Genomic DNA, 24,233 nt, shown 5'->3' with positions numbered 1-24,233 from the left:
GGGCGCTGGGCGGCGCTCGATCTTACATCGGTGCCGCTTTGCGTATAATCAGCGTTGTTGTTGAGGCTGCTGGGCCGGGCGCGGATTTTCCCGTTCAGGGCGAATCTGGCGCCATTCGTTTTCCATCTGGTCGACGACATGCTGGGGAATGGTGGGCTGCGTAGTGGCGGGCGCCTGCATCGGAAGTCTCCTCTTTTCGGGGTCAAGGCTTCAGGGCAGGAAGATGAATTACACAAGACAAAAGGCGTGTAAATCAGTAGCTTAAACGCTTTAAACGATTAAATAGATTTTAATCGATTAAGACGGTTTTAACCTTGATGTTTTTGGGAAGCGAGGGAATGGTTGTCCACATGGACCGAAGTTTCTTTTTCGATGCGGTGCGGCAAGAACTCTTCAAGGGAGAGATGACGCATCCTCAGGTAGTGGGCATCACGGCGATCCTCGACGCTTGGGAAAAGCGCTTTGCCCATGCCGACCGGCGATGGCTCGCCTACATCCTCGCAACCGCCTACCACGAAACCGCCTATACGATGCAGCCGGTTCGCGAGACGCTGGCGGAAAGCGATACCCGCGCGGTCGAGATCCTCGAGACAGCCTTTGCCGCCGGCCGGCTTTCCTGGGTGAAAACGCCCTACTGGCGGCCGGACGAGGATGGCTGCTGCTGGCTCGGGCGCGGCCTGGTGCAACTCACCCACAAGCGGAACTACGAGGCGATGAGCGTGCTGACCGGCATCGACCTTGTCGCCGCTCCCGACCGGGCCATGGAGATGGATACGGCGGTGACGATCCTGATCGAAGGTATGCTGCAGGGAAGTTTTACTGGCCACAAACTTGCCGATCACCTGAGCGAGACGAACGAGGACTGGGTGAATGCGCGCCGCATCGTCAACGGCACCGACCGGGCGGAAAAGCTCGCAGCCTATGCCGTGGTCTTCGATGCGGCGTTACGTCCCGTCACGGCGCATGGCATGCTCGTGCGGTTGAAGCTATGGGTCTTGCGTGTTATCGCCCGGCTGACCGCTGGAGCGCCGCATCTCCGATAGGACGCGCCAAGGTCGCTCTGGCATCTAGATAAAATCCGACAGGAGATTCCGCGTGATCCGCCATATCGTCTTCTTCACCGTGCAGGAGGAACATCTGCAAGAGGTGAGGGCCGGGCTTTCGATCCTCACCGGCATTCCTTATGCGAGGCTCTTGGAAATCGGCACCAATGTGAAGACCGATCAACTGGGCACCGAGATCGATCTCGTGGTCTACGGCGAATTCGACGACGAGGCGGCCCTTGCCGCCTACAAGGCCCATCCCGATTATCAGCTGTCGATCGAGCGTGTCCGGCCGCTCCGGGAAAAGCGCATCGCCGCCGATTACGACAGCCGCACGGCGGTGACGCGGCCGCTTTGAATTCGCAAACATTCGGCGGCCATGCCAAGCTGACTCAACTTCTGAGCCGCCGGACTCAACTTTCGAAAAAGCGGTGGCAAGCGATTCAAGAGATTCGCCAAAAGCGGTTGCGCGTTGGTTGTGAGTTGGCGGCAACAGCCGCGATGCCTGGACGGAAAGCCGCTCTCGTCCCAATGTCGATGATAATCAAGACATATTAAGAATGGCTGACGTGACGGGCCGGGCTCTCACGATGCGACGGGGCTCGGCTGTGACGCGTGGGCGCCGCGCACCAGCGCCATCAGCATCAGCACGAAGGCCAGTGCCAAAGCCGCAAAAGCGGCGCAGGCGACGAGCGCCGGCCCGGTGCCGGCGCGGTCGAGAATGGCGGTGAAGAGGACCGGGGCGATGGCGTTGGCGAGGTTTTGCGGCAGCGACAGCCGGGCCGATTGCAGGCCGTATTCGGCAGGCGAAAACAGCGCCAGCGGCAGAAGCGCGCGGGCGACGGTCATGACGCCGGCGCCGAAACCGTAAAGCAGGATGAAGGTGACAAGCAGCGGTGCGGATTGACTGGCGACCAGCATGATCAGGAAACTGATCATCATCAGGCCGATGCCCATGGCCGCGCTGAGCATGGAGTTGCCGCGGCGGCCGAGCAGCATGTCGAGGAAACGTGCCGAGATGCCGAGCACGCCGCGCGCCGAGCCAAGCTGCAATGCAAAGGCTGGCGAGGCGCCGGACTGGCGGAAGATTTCGAGCAGCGATGGCGAAATACCGAAGGTGATAAAGGTCGAGATCGTCGTCGCCGCGGCAATCAGCAGGAAGGCTTTGCGCCGCGCCGCCGCGGTGAGCGGCACCGGGGCAATGTCTGCCGCGCCGCCTGCGATCTGCGTGACGATCGGTTTCGGCAAGGCGAAAAGATGCAGCGGCAGGCAGACGAAGAATTGCAGCGCCGCGCAGACGAGAAAGGTCAGGCGCCAGCCGAGCGTCTCGTTGAGCAGGCTGAGGATCGGCCAGAAGATGGCGCTCGAAAGCCCGGTGAACAGCATAAGAATGGCGATGACGCGTTTGCCGTTTTCCCCTTCGCGCTCGACGACGGCGGTATAGGCCGGTGCCGAAAGGCCAAATGCGCCCCCGATGCCGATGACCACCCAGGCGCTGGCATAGAGCACGATGCCGTTTGCGGCGGCAAGCAGGAGCAAGCCAAGCGCAAAGGTCAGCGAGGCGGCCGAAAGCACCCGGGCGGCACCGTAGCGGCCGAGCCAGCGGCCGGTCGCCGGACCAACGATGGCGCTGACCATCATCATGATTGTCAGCCCGGCAAACACCACCTCATTCGCCAAGCCGAGAGCGGGCGCTACGACGCGGCCCATGACGCCGAGCATGTCGAAGGTCGTGCCCCAGCCGATCAGCTGGGTGACGGCAAGCACTGTGACCGTCTGCGCCGAGCGAAAGCGAAAGGAATTTAGCATGGGTGCTGAAATGGCCTGAATGCGGGAGCCACAAGGACATAACAGTTTCAATCGGCCGGTCAAAGCCGCGATCGCAATTCGCCCCCCCCCGCGGCCTGCATTTTTCCCGCTAAGGGCGAAAAGATAGAGTGGTAATTTCAAGTCAAGCGCAGGAAAGTCGGGCCGATACCGGCAGCTGAAACGTGGCAAACAAAACGGTGCTGCCGATTCGAAGACGACCGTCATGGGATCGGCTGGATGGGGTCGGCTCGGCCTGCGCCTGCCTTCGTGGGAAGAGGATGAAGAACCTCGTTAATCCAAAGGCGGAACGCCATTTTCCGATGAACGGAAAGGCAGCCGAAGCGTGCCGCGGCAGCGGTTTTCAGCCGCTGACGCCGGCTGCCGCCAACAGTCGAGAATGGTTCTAAATGCCCTGCATTACAGTGCATTCATTTGCCATTCAGGTCGTGTGAGTACATATTCGCAGCACGTTGGCATTACCCTTGAAAGCATAGCACATGGCCTTTTCTCTGAGCGTCGCAGCACTGGCCGCCGCACTGGTGGTATCGGCGCCCTCGCCAGACGGCGCGGGCACCCTCGTCCTGCGCGTGGCAGCCGATTGCAGCGCCGCCGCAGCCCAGGTCGTCGAGCAGACAGGCGGCCAGCTCCTATCCGTGCAACCGGTGGGCGATACCTGCATCATCACCGTTCTGGTGTCGGGCAACGGCCAGCGTCCACGCAAAGTAACGGTAAAGGTTCCGATGTAGTCGGAATCGGTCTATTCAGAACATGATCGATTTGAAGCGGACGAAGGCGGACCGATGCGCATCCTGGTAGTCGAAGACGACGTCAATCTAAACCGGCAGCTGGCCGACACGCTGAAGGAGGCGGGTTATGTCGTCGACCAGGCCTTCGACGGCGAGGAGGGTCACTTCCTCGGCGATACCGAACCCTATGACGCCATCATCCTCGATATCGGCCTGCCGGAACTGGATGGGGTGACAGTTCTCGAAAAATGGCGCGGCGCCGGCCGCGGCGTGCCGGTGCTGATCTTGACGGCGCGCGACCGCTGGAGCGACAAGGTCGCCGGCATCGACGCAGGCGCCGACGACTACGTCACCAAGCCTTTCCATGTCGAGGAAGTGCTGGCTCGCATCCGGGCGCTGATCCGGCGTGCGGCGGGACACTCCTCATCCGAGATCATCTGCGGGCCGGTGCGGCTCGATACCAAATCCTCGAAGGCGACGGTCAATGGTACGACGCTGAAGCTGACCTCGCACGAATACCGGCTGCTTGCCTATCTCATGCATCACATGGGCGAGGTCGTCTCGCGCACCGAACTGGTCGAGCACATGTACGACCAGGATTTCGACCGCGATTCCAACACGATCGAGGTCTTTGTCGGCCGCCTGCGCAAGAAAATGGGCGTCGATCTGATCGAAACGGTGCGCGGTCTCGGTTACCGCATCCAAGCGCCGAAACATGCGAATTAAGTCGCTCACCGCACGTGTCTTGCTGCTGACCACGGTCTGGTCGACGGTGGCGCTTGTCGTGATCGGCCTGTTGATTTCCACTCTCTACCGCAAGAGCGCCGAACGTGGTTTTCAGGATCTATTGCGCGCGCAGCTTTATAACGTCATCAACTCGGTGACGATCGGCGATCAGGGGGCGTTGAGCGGAAGCCCGCAGCTCGGCGACCTGCGGTTTGCTCAGCCGAAGACCGGCTGGTATTGGGTGGTAGAACCGCTCGGTACCTATACGACGGCGCCGCTGGTCTCGCCCTCGCTCGGCTCGGCGCTCATTCCGGTTCCCTCCGTCGTCGAAGCGCCCTTCGACAAAAATTACGAACGCTATTACCAAGTGACGGATGCCTCTGGTAACCGCGTCCAGGTAGCCGAGACCGAAGTGGTGCTCGATACCGATGGGCGCGCGGCGCGCGTGCGGGTCACCGGCAATGTCGATGTCGTCGAAGACGACGTGCGCACCTTTTCCCATAGCCTCTATCTGGCGCTCGCCGGTTTCGGCGTCGGCAGTCTGATCGTCAATGCGCTGGCGATTCTGTACGGCCTGAAGCCGCTCGACAAGGCGCGTGCCGCGTTGGAGCGCATCCGCGCCGGCGAGAGCGAGCAATTGAAAGGTGATTTCCCGCGCGAAATCCTGCCGCTCGCCAACGAGGTCAACGCACTGATCGACAGCAACCGCCGCATCGTCGAGCGGGCGCGCATGCAGGTCGGCAATCTCGCCCATTCTCTGAAGACGCCGATTGCCGTTCTGCTCAACGAGGCGCGTGTTCTCGAAAAATCCCATGGCGAACTGGTGCGCAGCCAGGCGGAATCGATGCAGGGGCAGGTGCAATCCTATCTCAACCGAGCGCGCATCGCCGCGCAGCGCGAATCCGTGCTCGCCCGCACCGATGCCGAACCGGCGCTCGAGCGGCTAGTGCGCGTCATGCGCCGGCTGAACGTCGATACCGAATTCGATCTCGTCGTCTCGCCGCCGCATCTGGCCGTCGCCATGGAGCAGCAGGATCTCGAGGAAACCGTCGGCAATCTCCTGGAGAATGCGGCGCGTTTTGCCAAAAGCAAGGTACGGCTTTCGGCCGTCGAGGCCGGCGACGACGTCAAGGGAGCGGAGGCAAGCGCGCGGCGCCACTGGGTGGAGCTTGCCGTCGAGGATGACGGGCCCGGCCTGGAGCCCGATCAGATCCGCGAGGCGCTGAAGCGCGGCCGCCGGCTCGACGAAAGCAAGCCCGGCACCGGCCTCGGCCTCTCGATCGTCACCGAGATTTCCGGTGAGTATCAGGGACGGCTCGAGCTTTCTCGCGGCGAATGGGGGGGGCTGAAGGCGAAGCTTATCCTGCCCGGCATCACAAAGGATGTTGCATGAGCAACTGCTTGATGTCACAAAGATACTGGCAAATGTATAGCATGCTTTGCCTTAATGCTGACACGGGGACGCTGCACTTCGATCGGCTGAAATTGACCCCTGATCGTGGTTCGACGCAATGATTTTACGCTCGCAAGGCATGATCGCTTCCGCTCTTCTCGTCGCCGTCGCGCTCACCGGCTGCACGACGACGAAGGGTGCCGCTTCGCGCGGCATTTTTTCGAGCAAGCCCTCGGCCTCAGCCGCCTTCCTCACTGCGCTGCAGGGCGGCCTTGTCGGCCGCAGCGGCGTAAACTTGAGCGACAGCGACAGGCAGCGGGCGCTCGAGGCGGAATATCGGGCGCTGGAAGGTGCCGCCGTCGGCCAGCCGACGCTGTGGACCGGCAAGGACGTCACTGGCAAGGTTGTCGCCGCAGCACCCTATCAGGTCGGTTCGCAGAACTGCCGGCAATACACCCATACGCTGACCGTCGACGGCAAGGACACCGTGGTGCGGGGCGCTGCCTGCCGCAACGAGGACGGCAGCTGGTCGCCACTCGGTTGAGACGATTTCCGTTCCGAATTGCGGCCAATAGCCTCAAATCTTCGTCATTCCGGCTTTGGCAGTTGGAATGACGGCGCGCTTCGCGTATTTGGGCCGATATGCTGTTCTGGATTCTCGTTGCCGCTTTGACGGCAGCCGTTGCCGCCATCCTGCTCTACCCCCTTCTGCGCGGAGCGAAGGCGGCGGAGAATAGCCGTGTCGGCGATGCGGCGGTCTATCGCGACCAGCTGCGTGAACTCGACCGCGATCTGAATGGCGGACTGATTACGCCGGAAGAAGCTGATTATGCCCGGGCGGAAATCGGCCGGCGGCTGATCGCCGTCTCTGCCGACGAGCCGGAAGAGGCGCCGAAACCCGCCCGGCACCACCGTTTCACCGAAGCCTTCGTCCTTCTGCTTCTGCCCCTTCTCGGGCTCTGTCTTTATTTGACGACCGGCAGGCCGGACCTGCCCTCGCAGCCGCTGCAAGCGCGGCTGGAAAATCCCGGCAACGACGTGGCGGTGCTGATCGCCAAGGCGGAACGGCACCTGGCGCAAAGTCCCGATGACGGCAAGGGCTGGGACGTGCTGGCGCCGATCTATTTCCGCACGATGCGCGTGAACGACGCGCAGGTCGCCTATCGCAATGCTATCCGCCTTCTTGGCCCAAGCCCGGTCCGGCTCGATGGCCTGGCCGAGACGCTGATGGCGGTCTCCGACGGCGTAGTGACGGAGGAAGCGCGTCGGGTGCTTGAACAATCGCTGACGCTGGAACCGAATAATCCGCGCGCCCGCTTCTATGTCGCCCTTAGCATGGAGCAGGCGGGACGGCCCGATGAAGCGCGCCGGGCCTTCGAGGCGCTGGCAAAACAATCACCAGCAGAAGCGCCCTGGCTGCCGCTGGTCAACCAGCATATCGCCATGAATGGCGGCGAGCCGGCTGCCCCGGACGCCGAACCGGCTGCCCCTGGCAATCCGAGTGCCCCTGGCAATCCCACGCAGCAAGATGTGGCGGCGGCGGAGAATATGAGCACCGGCGATCGGCAGCAGATGATCCGCGGCATGGTCGAGAGCCTCGACGCCAAGCTCAGCGTCGATCCGAACAATTTTGAAGGCTGGATGCGGCTCGTCCGCTCTTACGCGGTCTTGAACGATAAGGATCGCGCCGCCGGCGCCCTGAAACGCGGGCTTGCTGCTTTTCCGGCGGGCAGCGAGCAGGGCAGGCAATTGCTGGCGCTTGCCAATGAGCTCGGCATCGCCACGGAAGGAGTGACGGAATGACGCGCAAGCAGAAGCGCCTGGCGGTGATCACAGGCGGCATGGGCTTCATTGCCGCCGCCGTGCTGCTTGTCATGTTCGCCTTCAATCAGTCGGTCGCCTATTTCTACATGCCGGCCGATCTGGCAAAGACGCCGGTGGCGCCGGAAACCCGTATCCGGCTCGGCGGCCTGGTGGGAGAGGGCAGCGTCGTGCGCGGCGCTGGCTCGACCGTGGAATTTGCCGTCACCGATAGCAGCACCAATGCCGTGAAGGTTCAATATACCGGCATCCTGCCCGATCTCTTCCGCGAAGGGCAGGGCGTCGTCACCGAAGGCATGTTTAGCGCCGGGACCAACGTCTTCGTTGCCGACACCGTGCTTGCCAAACATGACGAGACCTATATGCCGAAAGATGTAGCCGACAGGCTGAAGCAGCAGGGGCTGTGGAAAGAAGGCCAAGGGCAGGAAAGCCCGGGGAAAGAAAATAAAGCCCAGGAAGCGAAAGCCACGCAATGATCATCGAGATCGGCCATTACGCTCTGGTATTGGCGCTCGCAACGGCGCTCATCCTCTCGATCGTGCCGGCGTTGGGCGCCCGCCGCCATGACCGGGCGATGATGGATGTGGCGACGATTGGTTCGCTGGCGATGTTTTCGCTCGTCGCCTTCGCCTTCGGCGTCTTGACCTATGCCCATGTCGTCTCGGATTTTTCCGTCGAGAACGTCTGGGAGAATTCGCATTCGCTGGTGCCGCTGATCTACAAATATTCCGGCGTCTGGGGCAATCACGAGGGATCGATGATGCTCTGGCTATTGATCCTGACGCTGTTCAGCGCGCTCGTCGCCGTCTTCGGTCGCAACCTGCCGGAGACGCTGAAGGCCAATGTACTTTCCGTGCAGGCCTGGATTTCGGTCGCTTTCACGCTGTTCATTCTGCTCACTTCCAATCCCTTCCTGCGACTCGATCCGGCCCCGGCCGAGGGCCGCGATCTCAATCCCGTCCTGCAGGATGTCGGTCTGGCGATCCACCCGCCGCTGCTCTATCTCGGTTATGTCGGCTTCTCCGTCTGCTTCTCCTTTGCGGTTGCTGCCCTGATCGAAGGGCGCATCGACGCCGCCTGGGCTCGCTGGGTGCGGCCCTGGACGCTGGCCGCCTGGACCTTCCTGACGCTTGGCATCGCCATGGGCTCCTACTGGGCCTACTACGAACTCGGCTGGGGCGGCTGGTGGTTCTGGGACCCGGTGGAAAACGCCTCTTTCATGCCCTGGCTCGCCGGCACCGCATTGCTGCATTCAGCGCTCGTTATGGAAAAGCGCGAGGCGCTGAAGATCTGGACGGTGCTGCTCGCCATCCTCACCTTCTCGCTGTCGCTGATGGGCACCTTCCTGGTCCGCTCCGGCGTGCTGACCTCGGTGCATGCCTTTGCCAGCGACCCAAGCCGCGGCGTCTTCATTCTCTGTATCCTGCTGATCTTTATCGGCGGGGCGCTGTCGCTGTTTGCCTTCCGCGCGCCGAAGCTGTCGGCCGGCGGGCTGTTTGCGCCGATTTCGCGCGAGGGCGCGCTTGTTGTCAACAATCTGATACTGACGGTTGCCTGCGGCACGGTGCTGACAGGCACGCTCTATCCGCTACTGCTGGAGACGATCACCGGCGACAAGATTTCCGTCGGGCCGCCCTTCTTCAACCTGACCTTCGGCCTCTTGATGGCGCCGCTGATCGTCATCGTGCCCTTCGGGCCCCTGCTCGCCTGGAAGCGCGGCGATCTGCTCGGCGCCTTTCAGCGGCTCTACGTCGTTGCGGGTCTCGCCTTTACGGCGGCACTGATCTTCTTCTATCTCGAACAGGGCGGGCCGGTGCTGTCGGTGCTCGGATTGGCGGCCGGGCTATTCCTGGTCCTCGGCGCGGCTGCCGATCTCTGGTATCGCGCCGGCATCGGCAAAGTGGCGGGCAATGTCGCCTGGCGCCGCTTTACCGGCCTGCCGCGTTCGGCCTTCGGTTCTGCGCTCGCCCATGCCGGGCTCGGCGTCACCGTACTCGGCATCGTCGCGGTCACGACCTTTCAGACCGAGCACGTCATCGAGATGAAGCCCGGCGCGACGACCGATGCCGGCGGCTACAGCCTGCATTTCGACGGCATGCAGCCGGCGACCGGGCCGAACTATACCGAGGAGCGCGGCCACTTCGCCGTCCGGCGCGCCGGTGTTGCGGTTGCCGACACCTGGTCGGCCAAGCGCCTTTACACCGCCCGCCAAATGCCGACGACCGAGGCAGGCATCCTGACCTTCGGGCTCAGCCAGCTCTACGTCTCGCTCGGCGACGCCACCAAGGACGGCGGCATCGTCGTGCGCATCTGGTGGAAGCCGTTCATCCTGTGCATCTGGGGCGGCGCTGTGCTCATGGCCTTCGGCGGCCTCGTCTCGCTCAGCGACCGCCGCCTGCGCGTCGGCGCGCCGCGCCGCAAGGCGAAGCAGACGCGACCGGCGCTGGGGCCAGCCGAATGATCCGGTGCCTCTTCCTGGTTTTGGCAATGATGCTGATGGCCGCACCCGCCTTCGCCGTCAATCCCGACGAAGTGCTGGCCGACCCGGCGCTAGAGGCGCGCGCCCGCGCCCTTTCGGCGGAACTGCGTTGCATGGTCTGCCAGAACCAGTCGATCGATGATTCCAACGCCGATCTGGCCAAGGATCTGCGCCTGCTGGTGCGCGAGCGCATCACCGATGGCGACAGCGACGAGGCGGTGCTGAATTATATCGTCTCGCGCTACGGTGAGTTCGTGCTGCTGAAACCGCGTTTCAGCATGAAGACGGGCCTGCTCTGGGGCGCCCCGGTACTGCTGGTGCTCGCCGGCGGCCTGTCGCTGCTCTTCCTTGCCCGCAGGAGGGCCGGAAAGCCGACGGGCAGCAAGCTGACGGCGGAGGAGCAGGCGCAACTGACCGAGCTGTTGAAGAAATAATCGGCCGCCAGCAATTCCGGCCGCGCCCCTCCGGCAGGAAAGCAGCGCGCGGAGCGCAGAATTTCGGAGCCCCAGGCCGGCGCGGCTGAGGCCATCTGCACTCAGCCCTTTGCCAAACATTGCAAACATTACCAACTTTTCATCGGCCGGACAGTTCGCAGTAAGGTGCGGCATCCTATATCTTCATTCATCGACTGATCCGGCGTCGCCGGTCTGAGAACTAAGAACAAGAGAAGGTGCTCCAATGCTCAAGAATTTCAACGGACGTCCGTCCCTCGCCACCGTGCTCAAGGCTTCTACCGTTGCCGGTATTGCAGCCGCTGTGCTCGCAACCGGCGTTCCGCTCGAAATCACCCGGTCTTACGCTGAAGCCGTCAAGGTTCAGGCGCCTGCCGTGCCGAGCTTCGCGAATGTCGTCGATGCCGTTTCCCCGGCCGTTGTTTCGGTTCGCGTCGAAAACCGCGTCAATCCCGTCTCCGACAACAATGACGGCTTCTCCTTCGATTTCAACGGCCGCGGCTTCGACGATCTTCCCGACGATCATCCGCTGAAGCGCTTCTTCAAGCAGTTCGGCCAGGAGCCGAATGACCAGCAGGGCCATCAGCGGCGCTTCGGCCAGAACGGCCCCGGTGGTCCGGGCGGCCCGAATGGCCCCGGCGGCAAGGGCCGTCTGCGTCCGGTCGCTCAGGGCTCAGGCTTCTTCATCTCCGAGGACGGCTATATCGTCACCAACAACCACGTCGTTTCCGATGGCCAGGCCTTCGTCGCCGTCATGAATGATGGCACCGAGCTCGATGCCAAGCTGATCGGCAAGGATCCGCGCACCGACCTCGCTGTCTTGAAGGTCGACGGCAAGGGCAAGAAGTTCACCTATGTCAACTGGGCCGATGACAACAATGTCCGCGTCGGCGACTGGGTCGTCGCTGTCGGCAATCCCTTCGGCCTCGGCGGCACCGTCACCGCGGGCATCGTTTCGGCCCGCGGCCGCGATATCGGCTCCGGCCCCTATGACGATTACCTGCAGGTGGATGCCGCCGTGAACCGCGGCAACTCCGGCGGTCCGACCTTCAACCTCAGCGGTGAAGTCGTCGGCATCAACACGGCGATCTTCTCGCCGTCCGGCGGCAGCGTCGGCATCGCCTTCGCCATTCCCGCTTCGACCGCCAGGGATGTCGTCGCCGATCTGATGAAGGACGGCCAAGTTTCGCGTGGCTGGCTGGGTGTCCAGATCCAGCCCGTGACCAAGGACATCGCCGAATCCATCGGCCTTTCCGAGCCGAGCGGCGCCCTCGTCGTCGCCCCGCAGGCGGGATCGCCGGGTGACAAGGCCGGTATGAAGGCCGGCGACGTCGTCACCGCGCTGAACGGTGAAACGATCAAGGATGCACGTGATCTCAGCCGCCGCATCGGTGCGATGCAGCCGGGCAGCAAGGCCGAGCTATCGGTCTGGCGCGCCGGCAAGGCCCAGTCCCTGACCGTCGAACTCGGCACCCTGCCGGCCGACCAGAAGGATGCTTCTGCCGATGAAAACAGCCAGCCGCAGCAGCCTGAGGCACCGGCGTCCGAAAAGGCGCTTGCCGATCTCGGCCTGACGGTTGGTCCTTCCGATGACGGCAAAGGCCTGGCGATCACCGGCATCGACCCGGACTCCGACGCTGCCGACAAGGGCATTAAGGAAGGCGAGAAGATCACATCGGTCAACAACCAGGAAGTCTCCAGCGCCGCCGATATCGTCAAGGTGCTGAACCAGGCGAAGAAGGACGGCCGCACAAGGGCGCTGTTCCAGATCCAGTCCAGCGAAGGAAGCCGCTTCGTTGCGCTTCCGATCAACGGCCAGGGCTGAATTTTTAAGAAAACCGGAGCCGTGCGGGCGAAAACCCGCGCGGCTCGATTGTTCTGATTTTCAAGGATGATCGCGATGAGCGCCGCCCCGCAGGAAGATGCTTTGAGCCTTGCCGAAACGCAGCCGGTGGGTAATGTCGGCCGCATGAAGATTCTCATCATCGAAGATGATCTCGAAGCCGCCGTCTACCTCACGAAAGCCTTTCGCGAGGCGGGCATCGTCGCCGATCACGCCAGCGACGGCGAGGCCGGCCTGTTCATGGGGTCGGAAAATACCTACGACGTCATCGTCATCGACCGCATGCTGCCGCGCCGCGATGGGCTCTCCGTCATCAGCGAGCTGCGCCGCAAGGCGATCCATACACCTGTTCTCATTCTTTCGGCCCTCGGCCAGGTCGATGACCGCGTCACTGGCCTTCGCGCCGGCGGCGACGACTATCTGCCGAAGCCCTATGCCTTCAGCGAGTTGCTGGCCCGCGTCGAGGTGCTCGGCCGGCGCAAGGGCACGCCGGATCAGGACGTCGTCTATCGCGTCGCCGATCTCGAACTCGACCGGCTCTCCCACGAGGTGCGTCGCGGCGGCAAGGAAATCCCCCTGCAGCCGCGCGAATTCCGCCTGCTCGAATATCTGATGAAGAATGCCGGCCAGGTGGTGACCCGCACCATGCTGCTCGAAAACGTCTGGGACTATCACTTCGACCCGCAGACCAACGTCATCGACGTCCACGTCTCGCGCCTGCGCTCGAAGATCGAGAAGGACTACAGCCAGCCGCTCCTGAAGACCATCAGGGGCGCGGGGTACATGATCAAGGACGAGGGATGAGCCGCTTCAGGGTTCTATTCAAGTCCACCGCAGTCCGCCTTTCGGCACTCTATATCCTGCTTTTCGCCATCTGCGCCGCGACGCTCGTCTTCTATGTGACGGCGATGTCGGAACGGCTGCTGACCGGCCAGATCCGCGACGCCGTCAAGCAGGAGGTGGAGCAGGTGCAGCGCGCCTATGATAGCGGCGGCATGAACCTTCTGCTGCGCACGATGGAGCGGCGCGCCCGCCAGCCGGGCGCCAATCTCTATGTCATCGCCGGCCCCTCGGGCGATATTCTCGCCGGCAACGTCGCCTCGGTGCAGCCTGGCGTTTTCGAGGAAATCGGCTGGGCCTCGGCACCCTTCAGCTACCAGCGTTATACCGACAGCGGCGTCGAGCGCCGCCATAAGGCGATCGCCAATATCTTCGTGCTCGACAACGGCTTGCGGATCCTGATCGGCCGCGACCTCGGCGATCCCGAGCGTTTCCGTCTCTTGGTGCGCCAGGCGCTGATGGTGGCCTTGGCGATCATGGGACTTGGCGCCATCATCATCTGGTTCGCCATCGGCCGAAATGCGCTGAAACGCATCGACCGCATGTCGGATGCCAGCAAGAAAATCATGGCCGGCGATCTCTCTCAGCGCCTGCCGGTCGGCGGCTCTGGCGATGAATTCGACCGCCTGTCCATGTCTTTGAATACCATGCTGGAGCGCATCGAGAAACTGAACGAGGGTCTGCGGCAGGTCTCCGACAATATCGCCCATGATCTCAAGACGCCGCTGACGCGGCTGCGCAACAAGGCTGCCGATGCGCTCGATCTCGGCGATGGCGAGACGCGGCGCACTGCGCTCGAAGGCATTATTTCCGAATCCGACCAGTTGATCCGTACCTTCAACGCGCTGCTGATGATCTCCCGCGTCGAGGCCGGGTCGGTCGCCGCCGAGATGTCGCCTGTCGAACTTTCGGCGATCGTCTCCGACAGCGCCGAGCTTTACGAACCGGCGGCCGAGGAAGCCGGGCTTGGCCTCAGCGCCAGCGTCGAACCGGGCGTCGAGGTGCAGGGTAACCGCGAGTTGATCGGCCAGGCAATCTTCAACTTGCTCGACAATGCCATCAAATATTCCTCCGATACCGAAGGGGCGGGCACGGTGTCGCTGAAGCTTGCCCGCCATCCGGATGGGATCTGCCTTTCGGTCGCCGACCATGGGCCGGGTGTTCCGGCCGACAGGCGCGACGATGTGGTTAAGCGCTTCGTTCGCCTCGATGAAAGCCGTTCGAAGCCGGGGACCGGGCTCGGGCTTTCGCTTGTCGAAGCGGTCATGGAGCTGCACAATGGTCGGCTGGAGCTCTCCGATACCGATCCCGACAGGCCCGGACAGCGCGGCTTGACTGTCAGCATGATCTTCCCGGCCAAGGCTGCCTGAACTCTGCTGCCGAATTGCGATCCGCTGAATCGCGTATTGGCGGTTTGCCGCCGAGACCCTAGTTTAATGCCGATCGAAGCAGGCGGTTCGCGATTCCATGCGGCCGTTTTCTTCCGCTCAAAAGCCAGGGAGAGCGCATGCTGACGAAATCGACGCATGGTCTGACGGATGTGGCCGAAGGACTGCTGCGCCCCTTGAACCAGACCGAATTGAAGCTGGCGCTCGCCGACCTTCAGGAAGCCGGCAAAAGCGAGCCGTCGGTGGCTGCGATGCTGAACACGGAAGGCCCGCTGCGCGATTTTATCGCGGCGGCGCTGACGCTGTCGCCCTATTTGCGCGAAATCGCCAATCTCGATCCCGCCGTTCTCGCCGGGGCTATCACTGAGCCGCTGGAGCCGCAGATCGAGGCGCTGGTTGCCGAGGCGCGCGGCAGCTGGCGGCCGGACGGCGAGGGGGCCGCGCCGGCGGAATCGGCGGTGATGACCAGGCTGCGCATCATCAAGCGCAAGGTCGCTTTCCTCGTCGCGCTCGCCGATCTCGCGCGCATCTTTGACGGGCGGGCGACGACAGCCTGGCTGAGCGAGCTTGCCGAGGCTTCGGTTGCCGCGGCGATCGACCATCTGCTGCTTGCGGCGCATGAGAGCGGAAAGCTCAAGCTGCGCAATCCGGCGGCTCCCAGCGACGGTTCCGGGCTGATCGTGCTCGGCATGGGCAAACTCGGCGCCTGCGAGCTCAACTATTCCTCCGATATCGATCTCGTCGTCTTCTTCGACGAAGAAGCCGGCATCGTGCCCGACCCCGATGACGCGATCGAGATCTTTCCCCGGATGATGCGCCGGCTGGTGCGCATCCTGCAGGAGCGCACCGCCGACGGCTACGTCTTCCGCACCGATCTGAGATTGCGCCCGGATCCCGGTTCGACGCCGCTGGCGATCCCGGTCGAAGCGGCAATGATCTATTACGAGGGCAGGGGCCAGAACTGGGAACGGGCGGCCTTCATCAAGGCGCGCGCCGTTGCCGGCGACCTTGCGGCGGGCGGCGAATTCCTGCGCGGCCTTTCCCCTTTCGTCTTCCGCAAATATCTCGATTACGCGGCGATATCCGATATTCATTCGATCAAGCGGCAGATCCACGCGCATAAGGGCCACGGCGCAATCGCCGTCAAAGGCCATAACGTCAAGCTCGGCCGCGGCGGCATCCGCGAGATCGAATTCTTCGTCCAGACGCAGCAGCTGATCGCCGGCGGCCGCATGCCGGCCCTGCGCGGCCGGGCGACGGAAGAAACGCTTGGTGAACTCACCAAGGCGAAATGGATCGACGCGGCGACCCGTGACGAACTGACCGAGGCTTATTGGTTCCTGCGCGATGTCGAGCATCGCATCCAGATGGTGCGCGACGAACAGACCCACCTGCTGCCGGAGACCGATGCCGACCTGAAGCGCATCGCCTTCATGATGGGCTTTACCGATACGCCGAGCTTCGCCGAACGGCTGGTCGGCGTGCTGAAGACGGTCGAGCGCCGTTATGCCCACCTATTCGAACAGGAAAGCAAGCTTTCCACCGGCACCGGCAACCTCGTCTTCACCGGCCAGGGTGACGATCCCGATACGCTGGAGACGCTGAAGAAGCTCGGTTTCACCAGGCCCTCCGATATTTCCCGCATCATCCGCACCTGGCATTATGGCCGCTACCGGGCAACGCAATCGGTCGAGGCGCGCGAAAGGCTGACGGAGTTGGCGCCGGAACTCCTGCGCGTTTTCGGCGAAAGCAAGCGCGCCGACGAGGCGCTGCTGCGTTTTGACAGCTTCATCTCGGGCCTGCCCGCCGGCATCCAGCTCTTTTCGCTGCTCGGCAGCAATCCGGCCCTCTTATCGCTGATCGTCAACATCATGTCTTCGGCACCTCGCCTTGCCGAGGTGATCGCCGCGAGGCCGCATGTCTTCGACGGCATGCTCGATCCCGGCCTGATGGCCGAATTGCCGACGCGCGATTATCTCGGCGAACGGCTGAAAGCCTCGCTTGCCCAGGCGCGTCACTATGAGGAGGTCCTCGACCGTCTGCGCATCTTCGCCGCCGAGCAGCGCTTCCTGATCGGTATCCGCTTGCTGACCGGCGCAATCAATGGGGATATGGCTGCACGCGCCTTTACCCATCTCGCCGACCTCATCATCGCGGCGGCACTCCAGGCGGTGGTGAGCGAAATGCGGGCCGCGCATGGCGATTATCCGGGCGGGCGCATCGCCGTTGCTGGCATGGGAAAACTTGGCAGCTTCGAGTTGACGGCCGGTTCCGACATCGATCTGATCCTGCTCTATGATTATGACGACGCGGCCTCCGAATCCGATGGCCCGAAACCGCTCGACGCGACGCGTTATTTCACCCGCATTACCCAGCGCCTGATCGCCGCCCTGTCGGCGCCGACCGCCGAAGGCGTGCTCTATGAGGTCGATATGCGGCTGCGTCCCTCCGGCAACAAGGGGCCGGTCGCCACCCGCATCAATGCCTTCGGCAAATACCAGCGCCAGGAAGCATGGACCTGGGAGCATATGGCGCTCAGCCGCGCCCGGCTGATTTCAGGCGATGACAGTCTGATTGCAGAGGCCGAACACATCATCCGTGAGGTGCTGTCGGCCGATCGCGACATCGCCAAGGTGGCACATGACGTCACCGAAATGCGCGAACTGATCGACAAGGAAAAGCCGTCCTCCGGCCCATGGGATTTAAAACTGATCCCCGGCGGCGTCATCGACCTCGAATTCATCGCCCAGTATCTGGCGCTGATCGCCCCGACCAAGGGCGTCGGCATGGCCGTGAACGGAAAAAGCACCGGCGAGGCGCTGAAGGTGCTTGGCGACCGGCTGATGGCGACCGCCGATCTCGACATCTGCCTCGAAGCCTTCGCCCTTTATACCGGCCTGTCGCAATTGATCCGCCTCTCTATCGACGGCCTCTTCGATCCGGACGACGCCCCGGCCGGCCTCATCGAACTCGTCTGCCGTGCCGGCGACTACCCTGACATCAGGACGTTGGAGGGGGAGCTGAAGCGGCTTTCGAAAGCAGTGCGCAAAATATTTTTGAATGTCGTGAAGGCTTAGACATCATCGGGGATGCGCAGCGAGATCACCGTGCCCACACTTTCGCGGGAACGGATCTTCATGCGGCCGCCATGTAGCGCGGTCAGCGAGCGGGAGATGGCCAGCCCGAGGCCGGAGCCTCCCTTGCTCTTGGCATATTGGCTCTGCACCTGTTCGAAGGGCTGGCCGATCTTCGACAGCGCCGAGCGCGGAATGCCGATGCCGGTATCGGCGATGGTGACGAGGACGGCGCCATTGATGCGGCGGGTGCGCACCGCGATGCGGCCGCCATTGTCGGTGAACTTCACCGCATTGGAGAGCAGGTTGAGAAGCACCTGTTTCATCGCCCGGCGGTCGGCCGTCAGTGTCAGGCCGGACGAGATGCGCTGGTCGATGACGATGTTCTTCTCGGCCGCCGGAATGGCGGTGAAGCGCAGGCTTTCCTCGATCAGCGGCACCAGATCGATGCGCTCGCAGTGCAGCCTGAGATGGCCGGCCTCGATCTTCGACATGTCGAGAATGTCGCTGATGACGTTGAGCAGATGTTTGCCACTGTCATGGATATCGCGGGCATATTCGTCGTATTTCAGCGAGCCGAGCGGGCCGAACATCTGGTTCTGCAGGATTTCCGAGAAGCCGAGGATGGCGTTGAGCGGCGTGCGCAGCTCGTGCGACATATTGGCGAGGAATTCCGATTTCGCTTTGTTGGCGGCCTCGGCGCGTTCCTTCTCGGCCTGGTAGTTGGCGTTGGCGGTCGAAAGTTCGGATTTCTGGATTTCCAGCGTCTGGCGCGAGGCGGAGAGATCGCCGATCGTCGCCATCAGCCGGCGCTCGGATTCGCGCAGCCGTTCCTGATGGCGTTTCATCAGGGTGATGTCGGTCCCCACCGAGACCCTGCCGCCGTCGCGGGTGCGCCGCTCGTTGATCTGCAGCCAGCGCTCGTCGGCAAGCTGCACCTCCGTCGTGCGTGAATAGCCGGGGCCGTCGGCATCGGCGATCCGCCGCTCGATGACTGGGCGGGCGGCGGCGGCATTGACGATCGAGCGCTCGGTGCCAGGCACGAGCACACTGTCCGGCAGGCCGTAAGCCTGCTGGAAATGCGTGTTGCACATCACCAGCCGATCGTTCTTGTCCCAGAGCACGAAGGCTTCCGAGGTGCATTCGATGGCGTCGGCAAGGCGCTGGTCGGCTTCCGCGTAGCGCTGGGCGAGCCGATGCTGCTCGGTCACATCCATGGCGATGCCGATCAGGTGCACGCGGCCGGAATTGCTGCGGATCACCTGGGCGCGGGCGCGCATCCAGACATAGTGGCCGCCGGCGTGGCGCATGCGGAAGATCTGATCGACCTGGCCGGAATGGCCCTTGGCGATGGCGCGCGCAATCTCGTAGAGCCCGCCGTCATCGGGATGCATTAGGCGGGCGGCTTCGCCGAAGCCCATCGTCTTGTCGGAACCCGGCAGGCCGAGCATGTCGTACATCGAGCGCGACCAGAAGAATTCGCGGTTCTCGAAATCGAAGTCCCAAAGGCCGCAGCGGCCGCGCGACAGCGCCGTCTCGACGCGCAGGTTCGATTCCAGGAAGATGTCGTCGGCGTCGCGGGCGCGCTTCACCTGCGTGTAATAGGCGTAAAGGATGACCAGCAGGATGGAGGAAATGCCGGCAAACAGCGTGACGTTGAGAGCCAGCTGCTCGCGCCAGAGCCGGCTGATCTCGTCGAGCGAGGTGGCGGCGACGATATAGCCGCCGGCATTGCCCATCAGCGTGATCTCGGCATAGTGCGGCACGCCGCCGATCGTCGTTTCGATGACGCCGGCGCGATCGCCGAAACGCCGGATCGCCGAGACCTCCGGGAAGAAATCGCCGACATTGCTGCCGACATGCGAAAGTCCGGCGGTCGTTGCGGCAAAGACCTTGCCGCTTGCTTGGACGAGCAGCACGAAAGCGCCAGTGTCGAGCCGGTCCTGCGGCAGGAACTTGGCGAGTCGGGCTTGCGCTTCTGCGATATCGCCGCTGTCGAAGATGTCGGAGGCATCGGCAAACACCGCGGAGGCGGTCGCTGCCGAAAGCGCGGTGGCATGGCGGGCCGAGGCTTCGAGGCGGGAATATTCGCTGACCATGCCGAAGAAATGCGAGGCGGCGACGACGAAGAGGAAGGCGACGATCAGCGCCGGAATGGCGCGCTTCAGGAGCAGTTCGGCCTTCGGCAGATGACGCAGAAGCGGTTCCGATGTCGCATGACCGGAGAGGCTGTCTCGCCAGGCTTTCAGCCCGTCAAAATCGACACGCAGCCGTCCACCGGCCACGGTTGCCCGTCGCACGTCCATCATCTCTTCGCCTTGTCCCTCGTGTGATTCGCGCGCCGCTCGCTCGAACCTGATCTAGAGAATCATGGGTGATTCGCCTTGTCCAGAGGCAAAGGTAAAAATCCGTTAACTATTTATAATTTCGCGTTTTTCAGGCGATTCGAATCGCCGCGGAAATGAGCCGCCGCGTCTTTCGCAGCGGCCCGCCGAAGCAAATCACCCCTTGAGCGTGCGCTCGACGATGTCGCGCACGTCGGTCGAAAGAGCAGCAGCCTGTTCGATCTCAGTCAGCGCCGCGCGGGCGAGCTCGGCGCGCGCCGGTTCGAGTGAGCGCCAGGAGCGCATCGAAGTCAGAATGCGGGCGGCAAGCTGCGGGTTGCGCTCGTCGATATCGAGGATCTGACGGGCGAGGAAACGATAGCCTTCGCCGTCGGCGCGGCCGAAGCCGGTCGGATTGGCAAAGGCGAAGGTGCCGACCAGCGACCGCATCCGGTTCGGATTGGTCCGCTTGAACAGCGGATCGTCCATCAGGGTGCGGACCCGTTCCAGGGTTTTTGCACCGGGAATGCCGGCCTGGATTGCAAACCATTTGTCGATGACGAGGGCATTTTCCGCGAAACGGTCGCGGAAGCCTGCCAACGCCTCGCTGGTCTCGGCGCTGTCGGGGAAACGATGAGCGAGGATCGTCAGCGCATGGCTAAGATCGGTCATGTTGTTGGCCGCGTCGAAGGCCGCCTTGGCGCGGGCCGGCGTCTGTTCGGCATGCGAGAGATAGGTCAGCGCCGTATTGCGCAGCGCTCTGAGACCGGCGCTTTTCGCATCCGGGCTGAAATCGCCCGACGTCGTCATCGCTGCGTAAAGGCCGGCAAAAACATCCTTTCCGGCATCGGCGATCTGCTTCAAGATCGCCTGCCGGCCGGCATGAATGGCATCCGGATCGTTATTGCCGCCGAGTTCGCGGGCAATATCGGATTCGCTCGGCAGCGCTAGGGCCTGGGCGCGGAAGGCCGGCTCGAGGCTGTCGTCGGCGGCGGCCGCAATCAGCGTCTCGACGAAGGTCGCCTCGCAGACGACGGGCTTGCCCTCGCGGGCGTCGCGGGCGGCTTTCAGCAGGTTCGGCAGCGCCAGATCGGTGAGCGCCTGCCAGCGGGCGAAGTGATCGGTCTCATGGCGGGCGAGGTGGGCGAGATCGGCCGGGCTCTGATCGAAATGCAGGTTGATCGGCGCCGAGAAGCTGCGGTTGATCGAAACGACCGGACGCGAGCCAATGCCGTGGAACACCACCGTCTGCGTGCGGCCGGTCAGATGCAGCACCTCGCCGGCATATTCGGCGCCATCGACCGAGCTTGGCTCGAGCTTGCCGCCGTTTTCGCCGAAGAGCGCCAGGCTGAGCGGAATATGCATCGGCTCCTTGCTCGGCTGGCCGGGCGTGGCAGGCGTCATCTGCTCGAGCGACAGGGTGAAGCTGCCGGCGGCCGCATCATAGCTACCCGATGCGGTGACGAGCGGCGTGCCGGCCTGATGGTACCACAGCGAAAATTGCGTGAGGTCGCGGCCGCTCGTATCCTCGAAGCATTTGACGAAATCCTCGATCGTTACGGCCTGGCCGTCATGGCGATCGAAATAGAGGTCCATGCCCTTCTTGAAGCCGTCCTTGCCGAGCAGCGTCGCGATCATGCGCGTGACTTCGCTGCCCTTTTCGTAGACCGTCGTCGTGTAGAAATTGTTGATCTCGCGATAGGTCGTCGGTCGCACCGGATGCGCGAGCGGGCCGCCATCTTCCGGGAACTGCTCCGATTTCAGGTGACGCACCTCGGCGATGCGTTTGACCGGGCGCGAGCGCTGGTCGGACGAGAATTCGTGGTCGCGATAGACCGTCAGGCCTTCTTTGAGGCAGAGCTGGAACCAGTCGCGGCAAGTGATGCGGTTGCCGGTCCAGTTGTGGAAATATTCATGCGCGATGATCGTTTCGATATTGGCATAGTCGGCATCGGTCGCGAGTTCCGGATCGGCAAGGACGTATTTGTCGTTGAAGACGTTGAGGCCCTTGTTCTCCATCGCTCCCATGTTGAAGTCGGAGACGGCGACGATCATGAAGATGTCGAGATCGTATTCGCGTCCGAACCTCTCTTCATCCCATTTCATCGAGCGTTTCAGCGCGTCCATCGCATAGGCCGCGCGCGGCTCCTTGCCGTGCTCGACATAGATCTTCAGTACCACTTCGCGGCCCGACATGGTGGTGAATGTGTCTTCGACGACGCCGAGATCGCCGGCAACGAGCGCGAAGAGATAGCTCGGCTTCGGATGCGGGTCGAACCAGGCGGCGAAATGTTTGCCGGGGCCGTAGCCGGCGCCGCCGAGGAAATTGCCGTTCGACAAGAGCAGCGGGTTGGCGTCCTTGTCGGCGATGATGTTGACCGTGAACGGCGCAAGCACGTCGGGACGATCGGGGAAATAGGTGATTCGGCGGAAGCCTTCCGCCTCGCATTGCGTGCAATAAATGCCGCCGGTGCGGTACAGCCCCATCAGCTGGGTGTTGGCTTCGGGGTTGATGACCGTGGTGATCGTCAGCTCGAAAGGCGCGCTTTCCGGCAGGTCGCGCACCGTCAGGCTTTCCGCTGTTGCGTCATAGCGCGAAGGGTCGAGCTCCACCTGGTCCAAGAGCAGCCCCGACAACGTCAACTCGTCGCCGTCGAGCACGATTGGCGCTGCCGGATCGGCGCCCGGGCGGCGATGAAAGATCAGCCGTGCCTCGACCTTTGTCTCCGTCGGGTCGAGTTCGAAGGTCAGGTCCACGCGTTCCAGCACGAAGTCGGTGGGACGGTAATCTGCCAGATGAATGACCTGGCCGGTATCTGTTCGCATGGTGTTTCCTGAAGACCGTTATTTGACAACCGCGGAATACAGAGGCGGGCGCACTCTGCCATAAATTTGCCGGGCATGATTACATTAAAGTCTGAACTAAACTTAAAGCAAATTGCCCGCGAACACCAAGTTCGCGGGCAAAATATCCTGTTTGGCGCGGATGAGCGCCGCTGCCCGCCGGACAGCACTATTTCAGATTGAGCGCCGCTTTGATCGTCGCGTCATTTTCCGTCCGCTGGACGACGACGCCGTACCAGCCGAGCCCGTCGTAATCCTCGTAGCCGAGGGTGCGCGCGAAGGCGACGATCGAGCCGCTATTGTCGTAATAGCTGCCCTTGGCCCGGCCGGACGGGTTGGCGAGGGCGAAATGGGAAAACAGCAGGGCGGGATTGGTGGTGGCGATGACCCGGCTCTTGCCGTCGAGCAGCATGACCGTCGTTTTCTCCGCCAGTTGCGGCGGCAGGTTCGCCTCTTTCTCGACGATCGCCTGGCCCTGGTTCTGCCAGTCGAAATAGACGCCGAGCGTGCCGATCAGCCGTCCGTCGATCTTGCCGCCTTCGCGGATGCCTGTGGCATAGACGAGCGCATGCCTGTTGTCGTGGAGCGCGCTCGCCTTGACCTCGTCGACACTGTAGGCGTCACCGGAGGAGCACGCCGACGCCACGCGGAACCACGGATCGCCGGCAAGGCTTGTCCCCATGATCTTGCGCTGGAACTTGGGATTGGCCGACGCGATCACCTTGCCCGAAAGATCGGTCATGACGAGATCGAGATAGACCGTGTAGAAGCGATTGATGGCGCCGAGACGCTCCGCCGCATAGGCGATGGTTTCCCGATCTGGATTCTCAAGCGCCTGCCAGAGTGCCGGGTCGGTCGCCCACCAGCGCACATCGGCGGTCCGCTCGAAGAGGTTGCGGACAATAAGCTGCACCAGCGTCTGCGCCAGATCGGTGAGGCGAACGCCTTCCATCTCCTCGACCAGCGAATCCGCCATGGCGCGGCTGAGGCCGATGCGGCCGAGCACGTTGCTCTCGAACCTGCCGGTGATGTCGGTTGCGATCTGCGCCAGCCGCTGCACCTCATTGGCAACGACCGCAAAGCCCTTGCCGGTCTCGCCGGCGCGTGCCGCCTCGATCAGCGCATTGATGGCGAGCAGCTTGATCTGCTTGACGATATGGGTGTTGTCGGCGCTGAAGCGCTCGAGATCGGTGCTGATGCCGTCGGTGACGACGCGCATCGAGCGCGGGGTCGCATTCTGCGACTCGGCAATGGTTTCTGCGCTGAGCGGCTTCATCAAATGGTCCTGGAAGGGGCGGGCAATCGTCTGCTGACGAACGAAATTTCGGAATTAGTCATACAAAACGATGCGTGCCTATGGTTTTCAATTGGTTAACGCCGGGCGGTCCCAGGCGAACATTTTAGGGGAATTGGTTTGAAACAGGAAAAATTCGACGCTGGCGCAAGCACGC

At 62.8% G+C, this 24,233-nt stretch carries 19 protein-coding genes; 14 read left to right on the top strand and 5 right to left on the bottom strand.

Features of this window, described 5'->3' with window-relative positions; translation table 11 throughout:
- Nucleotides 1–48: 48 nt before the first annotated feature.
- Nucleotides 49–180 carry a hypothetical protein gene (locus tag ATY29_RS38195; protein ID WP_003569364.1) on the bottom strand — a complete coding sequence of 44 codons (132 nt, stop codon included), beginning with the start codon at nucleotides 178–180 and terminating at the stop codon, nucleotides 49–51.
- A gap of 158 nt (nucleotides 181–338) precedes the next feature.
- Here ATY29_RS38195 and ATY29_RS12580 point away from each other — a divergent pair, with 158 nt between their 5' ends.
- Both ATY29_RS12580 and ATY29_RS12575 read left to right on the top strand, forming a co-directional pair.
- On the top strand, nucleotides 339–1,043 hold the full coding sequence (locus ATY29_RS12580; protein WP_097536481.1) for a hypothetical protein: 705 nt from the start codon (nucleotides 339–341) through the stop codon (nucleotides 1,041–1,043).
- Nucleotides 1,044–1,095: 52 nt separating this feature from the next.
- Entirely contained in the window at nucleotides 1,096–1,401 is a 306-nt protein-coding gene (locus ATY29_RS12575) for a Dabb family protein (protein ID WP_003569361.1), read from the top strand.
- A 227-nt stretch (nucleotides 1,402–1,628) separates the two neighbouring features.
- On the opposite strand, the gene ATY29_RS12570 is transcribed toward ATY29_RS12575, so the two are convergent.
- A complete protein-coding gene (locus tag ATY29_RS12570; RefSeq protein WP_003569359.1) occupies nucleotides 1,629–2,852 on the bottom strand; it encodes an MFS transporter in 1,224 nt (407 codons plus the stop codon).
- A gap of 497 nt (nucleotides 2,853–3,349) precedes the next feature.
- Here ATY29_RS12570 and ATY29_RS12565 point away from each other — a divergent pair, with 497 nt between their 5' ends.
- From ATY29_RS12565 to ATY29_RS12510, 12 genes are all read left to right on the top strand, one after another.
- The gene (locus ATY29_RS12565; protein WP_003569357.1) at nucleotides 3,350–3,598 is read left to right on the top strand and encodes a hypothetical protein; all 249 of its coding nucleotides are present in this window, start codon (nucleotides 3,350–3,352) and stop codon (nucleotides 3,596–3,598) included.
- A 54-nt stretch (nucleotides 3,599–3,652) separates the two neighbouring features.
- A complete protein-coding gene (locus ATY29_RS12560; protein ID WP_003569356.1) occupies nucleotides 3,653–4,324 on the top strand; it encodes a response regulator transcription factor in 672 nt (223 codons plus the stop codon).
- Entirely contained in the window at nucleotides 4,314–5,717 is a 1,404-nt protein-coding gene (locus tag ATY29_RS12555; protein WP_003569355.1) for an ATP-binding protein, read from the top strand. Before ATY29_RS12560 ends, ATY29_RS12555 begins: the two co-directional genes overlap by 11 nt.
- Before the next feature lie 118 nt (nucleotides 5,718–5,835).
- A complete protein-coding gene (locus tag ATY29_RS12550) occupies nucleotides 5,836–6,261 on the top strand; it encodes an RT0821/Lpp0805 family surface protein (RefSeq protein WP_097536479.1) in 426 nt (141 codons plus the stop codon).
- Nucleotides 6,262–6,359: 98 nt separating this feature from the next.
- A complete protein-coding gene (ccmI, locus tag ATY29_RS12545) occupies nucleotides 6,360–7,520 on the top strand; it encodes a c-type cytochrome biogenesis protein CcmI (RefSeq protein ID WP_097536477.1) in 1,161 nt (386 codons plus the stop codon).
- On the top strand, nucleotides 7,517–8,014 hold the full coding sequence (gene ccmE, locus ATY29_RS12540) for a cytochrome c maturation protein CcmE (protein ID WP_097536475.1): 498 nt from the start codon (nucleotides 7,517–7,519) through the stop codon (nucleotides 8,012–8,014). The genes ccmI and ccmE overlap by 4 nt, the downstream gene beginning before the upstream one ends.
- Nucleotides 8,011–9,999 (top strand): heme lyase CcmF/NrfE family subunit, encoded by a 1,989-nt coding sequence (locus ATY29_RS12535; protein WP_097536473.1) that lies wholly within the window; start codon nucleotides 8,011–8,013, stop codon nucleotides 9,997–9,999. Before ccmE ends, ATY29_RS12535 begins: the two co-directional genes overlap by 4 nt.
- Nucleotides 9,996–10,451, top strand: a complete 456-nt coding sequence (locus tag ATY29_RS12530; RefSeq protein ID WP_025415723.1) for a cytochrome c-type biogenesis protein — start codon at nucleotides 9,996–9,998, stop codon at nucleotides 10,449–10,451. The genes ATY29_RS12535 and ATY29_RS12530 overlap by 4 nt, the downstream gene beginning before the upstream one ends.
- Nucleotides 10,452–10,695: 244 nt before the next feature.
- Complete coding sequence (locus tag ATY29_RS12525; protein WP_003569345.1) at nucleotides 10,696–12,294, top strand: Do family serine endopeptidase; 1,599 nt, start codon at nucleotides 10,696–10,698, stop codon at nucleotides 12,292–12,294.
- A 66-nt stretch (nucleotides 12,295–12,360) separates the two neighbouring features.
- Nucleotides 12,361–13,116: a response regulator transcription factor gene (locus ATY29_RS12520; protein WP_375164600.1), complete on the top strand. Its 756-nt coding sequence runs from the start codon at nucleotides 12,361–12,363 to the stop codon at nucleotides 13,114–13,116.
- Nucleotides 13,113–14,522: a sensor histidine kinase gene (locus ATY29_RS12515; RefSeq protein ID WP_003569341.1), complete on the top strand. Its 1,410-nt coding sequence runs from the start codon at nucleotides 13,113–13,115 to the stop codon at nucleotides 14,520–14,522. Before ATY29_RS12520 ends, ATY29_RS12515 begins: the two co-directional genes overlap by 4 nt.
- A gap of 137 nt (nucleotides 14,523–14,659) precedes the next feature.
- Nucleotides 14,660–17,617 carry a bifunctional [glutamine synthetase] adenylyltransferase/[glutamine synthetase]-adenylyl-L-tyrosine phosphorylase gene (locus ATY29_RS12510; RefSeq protein WP_003569339.1) on the top strand — a complete coding sequence of 986 codons (2,958 nt, stop codon included), beginning with the start codon at nucleotides 14,660–14,662 and terminating at the stop codon, nucleotides 17,615–17,617.
- Here ATY29_RS12510 and ATY29_RS12505 read toward each other — a convergent pair.
- The 3 genes from ATY29_RS12505 to ATY29_RS38190 form a co-directional block, all read right to left on the bottom strand.
- Nucleotides 17,614–19,923, bottom strand: coding sequence for a PAS domain-containing sensor histidine kinase (locus tag ATY29_RS12505; protein ID WP_097536471.1), 2,310 nt, complete (start codon nucleotides 19,921–19,923; stop codon nucleotides 17,614–17,616). The two genes, ATY29_RS12510 and ATY29_RS12505, sit on opposite strands and share 4 nt — an antisense overlap.
- 192 nt (nucleotides 19,924–20,115) lie before the next feature.
- Nucleotides 20,116–22,764, bottom strand: coding sequence for an aminopeptidase N (gene pepN, locus ATY29_RS12500; RefSeq protein ID WP_097536469.1), 2,649 nt, complete (start codon nucleotides 22,762–22,764; stop codon nucleotides 20,116–20,118).
- A gap of 187 nt (nucleotides 22,765–22,951) precedes the next feature.
- Entirely contained in the window at nucleotides 22,952–24,058 is a 1,107-nt protein-coding gene (locus tag ATY29_RS38190) for a methyl-accepting chemotaxis protein (protein ID WP_097536467.1), read from the bottom strand.
- Nucleotides 24,059–24,233: the final 175 nt, after the last annotated feature.

This window comes from Rhizobium hidalgonense (assembly GCF_002914525.1).
GTDB classification, from domain to species: domain Bacteria; phylum Pseudomonadota; class Alphaproteobacteria; order Rhizobiales; family Rhizobiaceae; genus Rhizobium; species Rhizobium hidalgonense.
Note: the sequence above shows the minus strand (reverse complement) of the source record. Positions and strands in the feature narration are given on the sequence as shown.

Coding starts and splice junctions, on each gene's coding strand:
- ATY29_RS12550 (WP_097536479.1), top strand. CDS start 5,836: ATGATTTTACGCTCGCAAGGCATGATCGCTTCCGCTCTTCTCGTCGCC.
- ATY29_RS12565 (WP_003569357.1), top strand. CDS start 3,350: ATGGCCTTTTCTCTGAGCGTCGCAGCACTGGCCGCCGCACTGGTGGTA.
- ATY29_RS12520 (WP_375164600.1), top strand. CDS start 12,361: ATGATCGCGATGAGCGCCGCCCCGCAGGAAGATGCTTTGAGCCTTGCC.
- ATY29_RS12515 (WP_003569341.1), top strand. CDS start 13,113: ATGAGCCGCTTCAGGGTTCTATTCAAGTCCACCGCAGTCCGCCTTTCG.
- ccmI (WP_097536477.1), top strand. CDS start 6,360: ATGCTGTTCTGGATTCTCGTTGCCGCTTTGACGGCAGCCGTTGCCGCC.
- ATY29_RS12580 (WP_097536481.1), top strand. CDS start 339: ATGGTTGTCCACATGGACCGAAGTTTCTTTTTCGATGCGGTGCGGCAA.
- ATY29_RS12505 (WP_097536471.1), bottom strand. CDS start 19,923: ATGATGGACGTGCGACGGGCAACCGTGGCCGGTGGACGGCTGCGTGTC.
- ATY29_RS38195 (WP_003569364.1), bottom strand. CDS start 180: ATGCAGGCGCCCGCCACTACGCAGCCCACCATTCCCCAGCATGTCGTC.
- ATY29_RS12530 (WP_025415723.1), top strand. CDS start 9,996: ATGATCCGGTGCCTCTTCCTGGTTTTGGCAATGATGCTGATGGCCGCA.
- ccmE (WP_097536475.1), top strand. CDS start 7,517: ATGACGCGCAAGCAGAAGCGCCTGGCGGTGATCACAGGCGGCATGGGC.
- ATY29_RS12560 (WP_003569356.1), top strand. CDS start 3,653: ATGCGCATCCTGGTAGTCGAAGACGACGTCAATCTAAACCGGCAGCTG.
- ATY29_RS12525 (WP_003569345.1), top strand. CDS start 10,696: ATGCTCAAGAATTTCAACGGACGTCCGTCCCTCGCCACCGTGCTCAAG.
- ATY29_RS38190 (WP_097536467.1), bottom strand. CDS start 24,058: ATGAAGCCGCTCAGCGCAGAAACCATTGCCGAGTCGCAGAATGCGACC.
- ATY29_RS12555 (WP_003569355.1), top strand. CDS start 4,314: ATGCGAATTAAGTCGCTCACCGCACGTGTCTTGCTGCTGACCACGGTC.
- ATY29_RS12510 (WP_003569339.1), top strand. CDS start 14,660: ATGCTGACGAAATCGACGCATGGTCTGACGGATGTGGCCGAAGGACTG.
- ATY29_RS12535 (WP_097536473.1), top strand. CDS start 8,011: ATGATCATCGAGATCGGCCATTACGCTCTGGTATTGGCGCTCGCAACG.
- pepN (WP_097536469.1), bottom strand. CDS start 22,764: ATGCGAACAGATACCGGCCAGGTCATTCATCTGGCAGATTACCGTCCC.
- ATY29_RS12570 (WP_003569359.1), bottom strand. CDS start 2,852: ATGCTAAATTCCTTTCGCTTTCGCTCGGCGCAGACGGTCACAGTGCTT.